Annotated in this window: 10 protein-coding genes and 1 tRNA gene; 9 read left to right on the forward strand and 2 right to left on the reverse strand. The window is 69.5% G+C overall.

Translation table 11 applies throughout. The features are described from left to right. Window positions 1-27 precede the first annotated feature (27 nt). The 5 genes from O1W71_RS00270 to O1W71_RS00290 are packed head-to-tail and all read left to right on the forward strand — an operon-like array spanning window position 28 to window position 3,511. Window positions 28-318, forward strand: coding sequence for a DUF427 domain-containing protein (locus O1W71_RS00270; protein ID WP_112617988.1), 291 nt, complete (start codon window positions 28-30; stop codon window positions 316-318). A gap of 4 nt (window positions 319-322) precedes the next feature. Further along, complete coding sequence (locus O1W71_RS00275; RefSeq protein ID WP_114589291.1) at window positions 323-1,144, forward strand: ABC transporter ATP-binding protein; 822 nt, start codon at window positions 323-325, stop codon at window positions 1,142-1,144. A 1-nt stretch (window position 1,145) separates the two neighbouring features. Further along, on the forward strand, window positions 1,146-1,829 hold the full coding sequence (locus O1W71_RS00280; protein ID WP_269266075.1) for an ABC transporter permease: 684 nt from the start codon (window positions 1,146-1,148) through the stop codon (window positions 1,827-1,829). Beyond that, complete coding sequence (locus O1W71_RS00285) at window positions 1,826-2,539, forward strand: ABC transporter permease (protein WP_269266076.1); 714 nt, start codon at window positions 1,826-1,828, stop codon at window positions 2,537-2,539. Before O1W71_RS00280 ends, O1W71_RS00285 begins: the two co-directional genes overlap by 4 nt. A 54-nt stretch (window positions 2,540-2,593) precedes the next feature. Continuing rightward, window positions 2,594-3,511, forward strand: a complete 918-nt coding sequence (locus O1W71_RS00290; RefSeq protein ID WP_269266077.1) for an ABC transporter substrate-binding protein — start codon at window positions 2,594-2,596, stop codon at window positions 3,509-3,511. A 57-nt stretch (window positions 3,512-3,568) separates the two neighbouring features. On the opposite strand, the gene O1W71_RS00295 is transcribed toward O1W71_RS00290, so the two are convergent. Continuing rightward, entirely contained in the window at window positions 3,569-5,386 is a 1,818-nt protein-coding gene (locus O1W71_RS00295) for an ABC-F family ATP-binding cassette domain-containing protein (protein WP_269266078.1), read from the reverse strand. A 59-nt stretch (window positions 5,387-5,445) separates the two neighbouring features. Beyond that, the gene (locus tag O1W71_RS00300; protein ID WP_269266079.1) at window positions 5,446-5,964 is read right to left on the reverse strand and encodes a MarR family winged helix-turn-helix transcriptional regulator; all 519 of its coding nucleotides are present in this window, start codon (window positions 5,962-5,964) and stop codon (window positions 5,446-5,448) included. Between the two features lie 99 nt (window positions 5,965-6,063). Here O1W71_RS00300 and O1W71_RS00305 point away from each other — a divergent pair. The 4 genes from O1W71_RS00305 to O1W71_RS00320 all read left to right on the forward strand — a co-directional run bounded on the left by O1W71_RS00305 (window position 6,064) and on the right by O1W71_RS00320 (window position 11,405). Then, window positions 6,064-6,135: transfer RNA gene (locus O1W71_RS00305), tRNA-Gln, on the forward strand. 1 nt (window position 6,136) lies between these two features. Further along, window positions 6,137-7,609 carry a bifunctional UDP-N-acetylglucosamine diphosphorylase/glucosamine-1-phosphate N-acetyltransferase GlmU gene (gene glmU, locus O1W71_RS00310; protein WP_112617993.1) on the forward strand — a complete coding sequence of 491 codons (1,473 nt, stop codon included), beginning with the start codon at window positions 6,137-6,139 and terminating at the stop codon, window positions 7,607-7,609. Continuing rightward, window positions 7,584-8,618, forward strand: a complete 1,035-nt coding sequence (locus tag O1W71_RS00315; RefSeq protein WP_269266080.1) for a ribose-phosphate diphosphokinase — start codon at window positions 7,584-7,586, stop codon at window positions 8,616-8,618. Before glmU ends, O1W71_RS00315 begins: the two co-directional genes overlap by 26 nt. Window positions 8,619-8,696: 78 nt before the next feature. Then, entirely contained in the window at window positions 8,697-11,405 is a 2,709-nt protein-coding gene (locus O1W71_RS00320; protein WP_269266081.1) for an HAD-IC family P-type ATPase, read from the forward strand. The last annotated feature ends 9 nt before the right edge of the window (window positions 11,406-11,414 follow it).

Consider the following 11,414-nt stretch of genomic DNA (forward strand, 5'->3'; position numbering starts at 1 on the left):
TGAGAGACCACAACGGAGGGCGGCGCCATGCGTGCACGACTGGGCGACACGATCATCGCCGAAGCCGACGAGAGCGATCTCGTCCGGATCGAGGGCAACTGGTACTTCCCGCCGCGGAGCATCGCTCCGGGCGTCCTGACCGAGAGCGACACCGCGTACACGTGCGCATGGAAGGGTGACGCCCAGTACTTCGACGTCGCCGGTTCCTCGGACAAGGCGTGGTCCTACCCCACGCCGTACCCGACTGCGATCGAGCGCGTCGGCACAGATTTCTCCGGCTACGTCGCATTCGACCGCTCGGTCGTCATCGAGAGCTGAACGCGTGATCGAGTTCCGCGACGTCGTCAAGGAGTTCCCCGACGGCACCCGCGCGGTGCAGGACTTCTCTCTGGTCATCCCCTCGCACAAGACGACCGTCTTCGTCGGATCGTCGGGATGCGGCAAGACGACGCTGCTCCGCATGATCAACCGCATGGTCGAGCCGACCTCCGGAGCCATCGAGATCGACGGCGAGAGCGTCGCGACCGGTTCGCCGGTGCATCTGCGCCGCCGTATCGGATACGTCATGCAGAACTCGGGGCTGCTGCCGCACTTCACCGTCGCCGACAACATCGCCACGGTGCCCGTGCTGACCGGCACGAGCCGGCGTGACGCGCGTCGCCGGGCGCTCGAGCTGATGGAGACGGTCGGTCTCGACACCCGGATGGCCGATCGCTACCCGAGTCAGCTGTCGGGCGGCCAGCAGCAGCGCGTGGGAGTTGCCCGGGGCCTCGCGAACGACCCCAACATCCTCTTGATGGACGAGCCGTTCGGCGCGGTCGATCCCATCGTGCGTGACGAGCTGCAGCAAGAGCTGCTGCGTCTGCAGCGCGAGCTCGGCAAGACCGTCGTCTTCGTCACCCACGACATCGACGAGGCGTTCCTCCTCGGCGACCAGGTCGTGATCCTCGCGGCCGGCGCCCGGAAGCTGCAGGTCGGCTCGCCCAGCGAGATCATCCGCGACCCGGCCGACGAGTTCGTCGCGAGCTTCATCGGCGTCGACCGGGGCAAGCGCGCCCTGCGCGTCGAGCGGACGGCCAACGGCGCGGTTCTCGTCGATTCCGAGGGGCGCACGCAGGGCACCCTGGTCGAAGGCGACGCCTGACGTGTCGTGGATCTGGTCGAATCTCGACCTCATCTTCTCGCTCGCTCTCGATCACATCCGGCAGAGCGTCATCGCGATCGTGCTCGGGTTCGTGCTCTCGGTGCCGCTCGGGTGGGTCGCGTGGCGCTATCGCCTGCTGCGCGGCTGGGTCATCACCTTGACGGGACTGCTCTACACGATCCCCTCGCTCGCGCTGCTCGTCCTGCTGCCGAGCGCGCTCGGGTACGGCATCCGCACCGAGACGAACCTCATCGTCGGGCTGACGATCTACGCCATCGCGATCCAGACCCGCTCGGTCGCCGACGGCTTCGACTCGGTCGACCCCGGCGTCCGGCAGGCGGCGACAGCGATGGGATACGGCGGGTTCCGGCGTTTCTGGGCAGTCGACCTGCCGCTGTCGGGCCCCGTGCTGCTCGCCGGCCTGCGGGTGATGGCCGTCTCGACGGTGTCGCTCGCGACGGTCGGCATCCTCGTCGGCGTCACGAACCTCGGCTACCTCTTCACCAACGGCATTCAGCGCCGCCTGCTCGAAGAGGTGTTCGCCGGCATCGTCGCGGTCGCGATCATCGCGCTCGTCATCGATGGGCTGCTCGTGGTGATCGGACGCCTCGTGATGCCGTGGGCGCACGCGGGCTCGGCCCGCCGCGATCGTCGCGCGCGCCGCCGACGGGAGGCGACCGCATGAACGTCTTCGTCGACGCGATCGCCTGGGTCCTCGACCCCGCCCAGTACACGGGCAGCAACTCGGTGCCGTTCCTGATCGGCCAGCAGCTGTTCTACACCTTCGTCTCGGTCCTGATCGCCGCGCTCATCGCCGTTCCGATCGGCTGGGCCATCGGCCACACGGGGAAGGGGCGCGAGTTCGCCGTGGCCGTGTCGGGAGCGGCCCGCGCCATCCCCTCGTTCGGACTGCTGATCCTGCTGATCCTGCTGCTGGGCGTCACCCAGAAGACCGAGGCGGCGTTCATCACGTTCGTCGTGCTGGCGATTCCGCCGCTGCTCGCGGGCGCCTACAGCGGACTGCAGGCGATCGATCGCCGCACGATCGACGCCGCTCGGGCCGTCGGCATGACGGAGTGGCAGATCCTCTGGCGCGTGGAGGTTCCTCTGGGCCTGCCGCTCCTCATCGGCGGACTGCGCTCCGCGGTGCTGCAGGTGGTGGCGACCGTGACGATCGCGGGGTACACCAACCTCGGGGGGCTCGGCTTCCGCATCATCCAGGGCATCGACCTCCGCGCGATCGACCAGGTGCTCGGCGCCGCACTGATCCTCGCGCTGCTCGCCCTCCTGCTCGACGCCGTCTTCGCCCTCCTGCAACGTCTCAGCGCGCCACGCGGTGTGCGCGCCGCCGATGCCCCGCAGCGGAACCGCCGGCCCGTCGCCGCGACCGCCTGACCGACCTTCCCGACCCACAGCACCGAACTCCCGCACCATCGAAAAGAGGAACCCATGTCCCGCTTCACCACCCGCCGCCTGTTGACGGCCGGTGTCGGCGTGCTCGCCGCCACCACCCTGTTCGCCGGATGCGCGAGCTCCGACCCGCTCGCGGAAGGCGGGGGCGAGTCGGCGGCCCCCGCCGACGGCACCATCGTCATCGGCTCGCAGGACTACTACTCCAACGAGATCATCGCCGAGATCTACGCCCAGGCGCTCGAGGGCGCAGGCAAGACCGTCGACCGTCAGTTCACGACCGGCCAGCGCGAGGCGTACCTGCCCGAGCTCGAGAGCGGCTCGCTGACGCTGTTCCCGGAGTACACCGGCAACCTGCTGCAGTACTTCGACGAGGACACCACCGCCCGCACCTCCGAGGACGTGTATGCCGCTCTCGCCGACGCGCTCCCCGAGAACCTCACGGTGCTCGACCAGGCGACCGCGAGCGACCAGGACTCGTACACCGTGACGGCGGCATTCGCCGAGCAGTGGAACCTGACCACAATTGCCGACCTCGCGAACGTCACCGAGCCGCTGACCCTCGGCGGCCCGGCCGAACTCGAGCAGCGTCCCTACGGCCCGACGGGCCTCGCCGACACCTACGGCATCGAGGTCGGCTTCCAGGCGACCGGCGAGACCACGGTCGACGACCTCGTCGCCGGCGCCGTCAACGTCGCGAACGTCTTCACGGCCGACCCGCGCATCCAGACCGACGACCTCGTCGTGCTCGAAGACCCCGAGGGGCTCTTCCTCGCGTCCAACGTCGTCCCGGTCGTCAACAAGGAACTCGCTGGCGAGGTCGAGGACACCATCAACGCCGTCAGCGCGAAGCTCACCCCCGAGGCCCTGGTCGCCCTGAACGTCCAGAGCACGGTCGACAAGCTCGAGCCGGCCGCGATCGCGAAGAAGTTCCTCGAGGACAACGGACTCGTCTGATCCACCACGAAGCCCCCGGTGCGCAGAGCGCCGGGGGCTTCGTCGTGCGGCGTGCACTCAGCCGTCGATGGCCTCGCCGAGCTCGAGCCAGCGTTCCTCGAGGGTCGTCGTCTCGGCGACGAGTTCATCGCGCCGGCGCTGCAGGCTCATGATCCGCTCGAAGTCGTCGTGAGCCTCCGCGAGCTGGGCGTCGACGGCCGCGATCTCGCCCTGGATCTTCTCGAGACGGCGGTCGATCGCCGAGATCTCCTTCTCGGCCGCTCGCCGCTCAGCGCCGCTCAGAGTGGGGGCCGCCGGGCTCGCCGCCCCGCCACCCGATGCCGGAGCGGATGCCGCTGAGGTCGACCCCGTGCGCCCGGGCTGCTCCCGTCGCAGCCGCAGGTACTCGTCGACACCGCCGGGAAGGTGTCGCAGCCGCCCGCCGAGGATCGCGTACTGCTGATCGGTCACGCGCTCGAGGAAGTAACGGTCGTGCGAGACGACGATGAGTGTGCCGGCCCACGAGTCGAGCAGGTCCTCGATGGCCGCCAGCATGTCGGTGTCGAGGTCGTTGGTCGGCTCATCGAGGATCAGCACGTTCGGCTGGTCGAGAAGGATGAGCAGCAGCTGGAGACGCCGCTTCTGCCCGCCGGAGAGGTCCTTGACCGGCGTCGAGAGCTGCGCCGAGCTGAACCCCATGCGCTCGAGGAGCTGCCCCGGGGTCAGGTCCTGCGCCTTCGATCCCGAGCCGATCGTGTAGCTCGTCCGCAGATTCGAGATGACGACGCGGACCGGCTGGTCGAGGTGCTCGTCCAGTTCGCTCATGCGCTGGGAGAGGGTCGCGACCTTGACGGTCTTGCCGTGCTTGACGCGTCCCGCGGTCGGCTCGACGGTACCGGAGATGAGCCCGAGGAGCGTCGATTTGCCCGCGCCGTTCACGCCGAGGATGCCGGTGCGCTCGCCCGGCGCGATGCGCCACTCGACCTTCTCGAGCACGACGCGATCGCCGTAGCTGACACCGGCGTCGAGGACGTCGACGACATCCTTACCCAGTCGCGACACCGCGAGCGACTGCAGCGCGACCCGATCGCGGATCTCGGGAACGTCGGCGATCAGCTCGTTCGCCGCGTCGATGCGGAACTTCGGCTTCGATGTGCGGGCGGGGGCGCCGCGGCGCAGCCACGCCAGCTCCTTGCGGGCGAGGTTCTGCCGTCGGGCCTCGATGGCGGCCGCCTGCCGGTCGCGCTCGACCCGCTGCAGGATGTACGCCGCGTAGCCGCCCTCGAACGGTTCGACGATCCGGTCGTGGACCTCCCACGTCGCGGTGCAGATCTCGTCGAGGAACCAGCGGTCGTGCGTCACGACGAGGAGCGCACCGGAACCGGCCGACCAGCGGCGCTTGAGGTGCTCGGCGAGCCACGAGATGCCCTCGACGTCGAGGTGGTTGGTGGGCTCGTCGAGGAAGATGACGTCGTGATCGCCCGCAAGGAGCGCGGCGAGCGAGACGCGACGGCGCTGACCACCGGAGAGCCCGCGGATCGGACCTTCCCAGTCGAGGTCGCCGAGAAGGCCCGCGATGACGTCGCGCACGCGGGCGTCGCCCGCCCACTCATGATCAGCGAGGTCACCGACCACCGCGTCGCGCACCCGGAGGTCGTCGTCGAGGTCGTCCGCCTGTGCCAGGACGCCCACCCGGATGCCGCCGCGAACCGTCACGCGGCCCGAATCGGGCTCGACGAGCCCCGCGAGCATGCGCAGGAGGCTCGACTTGCCGTCGCCGTTGCGGCCCACGATGCCGATGCGGTCGCCCTCGTCGACTCCGAGGGAGACCCCGTCGAACACCACTTTGGTCGGATACTCGAGGCGAAGGCCCTCGGCTCCCAGAAGATGCGCCATATTGCTTCCAGGCTAGGCCACGCCCGCGGCGGGGCCGCTGTCAGCCGGAGCGGGATGCGTCAGGGGGACGCCGGCGGGGGAGAGCCGTCGAACCCCAGCGACAGCTTGCGCAGCAGCGACGCCAGGCGGTCTCGGTCGCCCTTCGACAGGCCCGACAGAAGCACGGCTTCCGCGTCGACGAGACGCGTGATGGCCGCATCCACGCGGATGCGTCCGTCGTCGGTGAGGGTCACCAGGACGCTGCGTCCATCACCCGGATCGGCCTCGCGCCGGACGAGCCGGCGTGCGACGAGTCGGTCGATGCGGTTGGTCATCGTGCCGCTCGAGACGAGGGTCTGCTGCAGCAGTTGCTTCGGGCTCAGCTGGTAGGGCTCGCCCGCACGGCGCAGGGCCGAGAGCACGTCCCACTCCCACGGCTCGAGATCGCTGCGGCGAAACGCCTCGCGGCGCGCCCGGTCGAGGTGACGCGATAGCCGGTCGACGCGCGAGAGCACCTCGAGGGGGGAGAAGTCGAGGTCGGGGCGCTGCAACGACCACGCACCGACGATGCGGTCCACCTCGTCGGTCTCGTGTGCCATGGCACCATTATCCCGACCCGCGGGGCGGGACTCAGCCGCGGCGCAGACGCGACCCCGCGCGCTCTGGCAGACTTGTCGGGCTGCACCTGCGTGCGGCGTTCCGCCGTGGTGTAATGGCAGCACGACAGCCTTTGGAGCTGTGAGGTCTAGGTTCGAGTCCTGGCGGCGGAGCATGAGCGACACCCCACTCGACCCCCGTCTCGCTGTCGTGATCCTCGCCGCGGGGCAGGGAACGCGGATGAAGTCCTCCCTCCCGAAGGTGCTGCACCGCATCGGCGGTCGCCCCCTCGTCGGCCATGTGCTCGACACGGCGCGCGACCTCGCACCCGCTCACGTGCTCGTCGTCGTCCGGCACGAGCGCGATCGCGTCGCCGAGGCCGTGCTCGGCGTCTCGCCCGAGGTCGTCGTCGTCGACCAGGACGAGATCCCCGGCACCGGCCGGGCCGTCGAGGTCGCTCTCGACCAGCTGCCGGACTTCGACGGTGACGTGCTCGTGCTCAGCGCGGACGTCCCCCTTCTCGATGACGCGACGCTCGGCGAGATGCTGCGCACCCATCGTGCATCGGGCGCCGCCGCCACGATGCTGAGCGCACGCCTGAGCGACCCGACCGGTTACGGTCGCGTCATCCGTGACACCGCGGGCAGCGTCGACCGCATCGTCGAGCACAAGGACGCGTCGGATGCCGAGCGCGCCGTCGACGAGGTCAACGCCGGGGTCTACGTCTTCCAGGCAGCGCCGTTGCGCGAGCGGCTCGGCCGCATCAGCATCGCCAACGTGCAGGCCGAGAAGTACCTCACCGATGTCGTCGGCATGCTCCGCAACGACGCGCTCGCGGTCGCCGCGCAGCTCGTCGCGGACGCGAATCTCATCGTCGGCGTCAACGACCGGGTGCAGCTGGCCGAGGCCGGGCGCCTGCTCAACGCCCGCACCGTGCGCCGCTGGCAGCTCGAGGGGGTGACCGTGCAGGACCCCGCCACGACGTGGATCGACGTCACGGCGACGCTGGCCCCCGACGTGACCGTTCTGCCGAACACGCACATCCTGCGTGCCACGGTGATCGCGGAGGGTGCGACGATCGGGCCCGACACCACCCTCTCGGACTGCGAGGTCGGCGCGGGCGCGACCGTCACCCGGAGCGACGCGACCCTCGCCGTCATCGGGGCCGACGCGACCGTGGGGCCCTTCTCGTACATCCGGCCGGGCACGCAGCTCGGCGAGCGCGGCAAGATCGGCACGTTCGTCGAGACGAAGAACGCCGTCATCGGGGAAGGCAGCAAGGTCCCGCACCTGTCGTACGTCGGCGACGCCGAGATCGGCCGCGGCGTGAACCTGGGGGCGGGTGCCATCACCGCGAACTACGACGACCTCGCCAAGCACCGCACCGTGATCGGCGACGAGGTCCACGCCGGCTCGCACAACGTCTTCGTCGCGCCGGTTAAGATCGGTGAGGGCGCCAAGACGGGCGCCGGAGCGGTCATCCGCAAGGACGTCCCGGCCGGTGCTCTCGCGCTCAGCGTCGCCCCCCAGCGCAATGTCGCAGGGTGGGTCGAGAAGAACAGACCCGGTACTGCAGCCGCCGCAGCAGCGGCACGCGTGCGGTCTTCACAGGAAGCGGACGATGGCTCGCAAGAAGAACACGGTTGACCTCGACGTCTCGCGGGGCATCGCCCCGGGACTGGTCGCCAAGACCAAGAAGCGTCTCGTCGTGGCATCCGGTGGCTCGCACCTCGCGCTGTCGGCCGATGTAGCAACGCAGCTCGGCACGGAGCTCGTCCCGACCGAGCACCGCACCTTCGCATCGGGCGAGATCCTCACCCGCTTCGAGGTGTCGATCCGCGGATGCGACTTCTTCCTGGTGCAATCGTTCGGACCGCCGGTCAACGAGTGGCTCATGGAGACGCTGATCATGCTGGATGCCGCCAAGCGCGCGTCCGCCAAGCGCATCACCGTCGTCGCGCCGTACTACCCCTACTCGCGGCAGGACAAGAAGGGTCGCGGCCGCGAGCCCATCAGCGCGCGTCTCGTCGCCGATCTGTTCAAGACGGCCGGTGCCGACCGCGTGATGAGCGTGGACCTTCACGCCGCGCAGATCCAGGGGTTCTTCGACGGTCCCGTCGACCACCTGTTCGCCAAGCCGGTCCTGCTCGAGCACTTCGAGCGCACGCTCAGCCCGGAGGACCGCGAGAAGCTCACCGTCGTGTCGCCGGACACCGGCCGCGTCCGCGTCGCCGACACCTGGTCCGACAGCCTCGGCGCTCCGCTCGCGATCATCCACAAACGGCGCGACCCGAACGTCGCCAACCAGGTCACCGTCAACGAGATCGTCGGTGATGTCCGGGGTCGTGTCTGCCTGCTGGTCGACGACATGATCGACACGGGTGGCACGATCGTCAAGGCCGCGCAGGCCCTGAAGAACAACGGCGCCGAGCGCGTCATCGTCGCGGCGACGCACGCCGTCTTCAGTCACCCCGCGGTCGAGCGTCTGCAGGATGCCGCGATCGACGAGGTCGTCGTCACCGACACGATCCCGCTCGGTGACGACAAGCGCTTCCCCGGCCTCACGATCCTCCCGATCGCCCCGCTCCTGGCGCGCGCGATCAAGGAGGTCTTCGAGGACGGCTCCGTCACGAGCATGTTCGACGGCGCCGCCTGATTCCCGTCGCGCCCGGCTTCGGGCCTTGCGCGGCGGGCTCCGGTGTTTCGCGAGGCCGCACGCCGTAGGATCGGCCGCATGGCTGCCCCTGTCTCCGAGGCGGACCTCGAGTCGCCTCACCCATACGCCCACGCCGGAGACGAGGTCGCTGCGGCGCTCGGCACCGGCACCGACGGACTGAGCGCGGACGAGGCGGCGAGGCGCTTGGCGAGGGTCGGGCCCAATCTCCTGCCCGAGGCGAAGCGCACGCCCGCGTGGCTGCGGTTCCTGTCGCACTTCAACGACACGCTGATCTACATCCTGCTGGCCGCCGCGGCGATCAAGGCCGTCATGGGCGACTGGCTCGACGTGTGGGTCATCCTTGCTGTCGCGATCATCAACGCGGTGATCGGGTTCGTCCAGGAAGGACGCGCCGAGAAGGCTCTCGCGGGCATCCGCGGGATGCTGTCGTCGGAGGCGAGCGTGCGTCGGGACGGGGCCTGGCGCCGCGTCGCCGCCGCTGACCTCGTGCCGGGCGATGTGGTGCGCCTCTCGCCGGGCGACAAGGTGCCCGCCGACATCCGGCTCCTGCAGGCAAGCCAGCTGCGCGTCGACGAGGCGGCGCTGACCGGAGAGTCGGTGCCCGCGTCGAAGCAGACCGACCCTGTCGATGCGGATGCCGGCGTCGGCGACCGCGCGTCGATGGCGTTTTCGGGCACCATCGTGGCTGCGGGTCAGGGGCGCGGCATCGTCACGGGCACCGGCGCACGCACCGAGATCGGCAGGATCCAGGAGCTCGTCGGGGGAGCGGGTTCGCTCGCCACGCCCCTGACCAAGCAGCTCGACGCCTTCGGCAGGATCCTGACCCTGGTCATTCTCGGGATGGCCGCGGCCATGATGCTCATCGGCCGGTTCGCGCACGGGATGCCGTTCGGTGAGCTCGTGTCGGCGACCATCGGCTTCGCGGTGGCGGCGATTCCCGAGGGCCTTCCGGCGCTCGTGACGATCACGCTGGCGATCGGCGTCCAGCAGATGGCCCGCCGTCGGGCCATCACGCGCAAGCTGCCCGCCGTCGAGACGCTGGGTTCGGTGACGACCGTGTGCTCGGACAAGACGGGCACCCTGACGAAGAACGAGATGACGGTTCGCCGCATCATCACCCCGATCGCTCGTTACGAGGTCTCGGGTCTCGGTTACGAGCCCGCGGGGGAGATCACGCGGGCCGACGGCGGCGGCGTCTCGGGCACCGACCTCGCTGCCCTGCTGGCGGTCGCCGATCTGTGCAACGACGCCGATGTGGTGGCGGATGACGACGGCTGGAAGCTGGTCGGCGAGCCGACCGAGGGCGCGCTGCGCGTCGTGGCGATGAAGGGTGGACGCGTCGGCGATGCCGAGGGGGTCAAGCGCATCGACGTGTTGCCGTTCGACTCGGCGAACAAGTTCATGGCGACGCTGAACGAGGGCGCGGACGGCTCGCGCGCGCTGCTCGTCAAGGGGGCGCCCGACCGACTGCTCGATCGTTCGACGCGCCAGCGCGGGGCAGCGGGGTCGGATGAGCTCGACCGCGACTTCTGGGAAGCCGCTGTCGCCGAGCTGAGCGCGGAGGGTCTGCGTGTGCTCGCTGCAGCGCGCAAGCCCTCGCGGCTCGACGAGGTCGCCATCGACGACGTCGACGAGCTCGAGTTCCTCGGGCTCTGGGGCATCGTCGATCCGCCGCGTCCCGAGGCCATCGAGGCCATCGCCGACTGCCATCATGCCGGCATCCGCGTGAAGATGATCACGGGCGACCACGCGGGGACGGCGGTGGCGATCGGCCGCGAGATGGGATTGGTCTCGGACCATGCGCCTCGTGTCCTGACCGGCAGCGAGCTCGAGTCGCTCAGCCAGGAGAAGCTGAAGGATGTCGTCCGCGACGTCGACGTCTACGCGCGCACGAGTCCCGAGCACAAGATCCGCATCGTTCGCGCACTCCAGTCGCATGGTGAAGTCGTCGCGATGACGGGAGACGGCGTCAACGACGCTCCGGCGCTGACGCGAGCCGATGTCGGGGTCGCGATGGGCATCAAGGGCACAGAGGCGACCAAGGAAGCAGCCGAGATCGTACTGGCCGATGACAACTTCGCCACGATCCGCTCGGCCATCCGCGAGGGGCGGCGGATCTACGACAACCTGCGGAAGTCGATCGTCTTCCTGCTTCCCACCAACGGCGCGCAGTCGCTCGTCATCCTCGTCGCGGTAATGTTCGGGCTCGCTCTTCCCCTCTCGCCGGTGCAGGTGCTGTGGGTCAACATGGTGACCGCCGTGACGCTGTCGCTCGCGCTGGCGTACGAACCGGCGGAGCCAGGGATCATGTCCCGTGCGCCACGAGCGAGCGGAGGATCGATCATCTCGCTGCGCGAGCTGATGTTCGTCCTGGTCGTATCGGTGCTGATCGGGGGAGCGACGCTCGCCGCCTTCGCGATCAGCCGGGCGACGGGCGCAGACCTCGAGGTCGCACGCACGGTGTCAGTGTCCGTGCTGGCGCTCGGGCAGCTGGCGTTCCTCCTGAACTGCCGGTTCCTCACCCGGTCGAGCCTGACCGCCGACGTGCTGCGCGGGAACCGGGTGATCTGGTGGTCGGCTGCGGCCCTGATCGTGCTGCAGCTCATCTACACCTACGTGCCGTTCATGAACGCGCTGTTCGATTCGCGCCCGCTCGCGGTGCAGGACTGGCTGCTGCCGCTCGGGTTCGCCATCGCGATCTTCCTCGCGGTGGAGGGGCTGAAGGCCCTGCGCCGGTCGCGCGAGCAACTCGATGCAAACGCATAGGAATCGCAG

It is taken from the genome of Microbacterium sp. H37-C3, assembly GCF_027157935.1.
Taxonomy (GTDB): Bacteria; Actinomycetota; Actinomycetes; order Actinomycetales; family Microbacteriaceae; genus Microbacterium; species Microbacterium plantarum.

What these genes read in the sequence shown, in the direction of transcription:
- O1W71_RS00290 (WP_269266077.1), top strand. Translation starts at nt 2,594, where the DNA reads ATGTCCCGCTTCACCACCCGCCGCCTGTTGACGGCCGGTGTCGGCGTG.
- O1W71_RS00320 (WP_269266081.1), top strand. Translation starts at nt 8,697, where the DNA reads ATGGCTGCCCCTGTCTCCGAGGCGGACCTCGAGTCGCCTCACCCATAC.
- O1W71_RS00285 (WP_269266076.1), top strand. Translation starts at nt 1,826, where the DNA reads ATGAACGTCTTCGTCGACGCGATCGCCTGGGTCCTCGACCCCGCCCAG.
- O1W71_RS00270 (WP_112617988.1), top strand. Translation starts at nt 28, where the DNA reads ATGCGTGCACGACTGGGCGACACGATCATCGCCGAAGCCGACGAGAGC.
- glmU (WP_112617993.1), top strand. Translation starts at nt 6,137, where the DNA reads ATGAGCGACACCCCACTCGACCCCCGTCTCGCTGTCGTGATCCTCGCC.
- O1W71_RS00300 (WP_269266079.1), bottom strand. Translation starts at nt 5,964, where the DNA reads ATGGCACACGAGACCGACGAGGTGGACCGCATCGTCGGTGCGTGGTCG.
- O1W71_RS00295 (WP_269266078.1), bottom strand. Translation starts at nt 5,386, where the DNA reads ATGGCGCATCTTCTGGGAGCCGAGGGCCTTCGCCTCGAGTATCCGACC.
- O1W71_RS00315 (WP_269266080.1), top strand. Translation starts at nt 7,584, where the DNA reads ATGGCTCGCAAGAAGAACACGGTTGACCTCGACGTCTCGCGGGGCATC.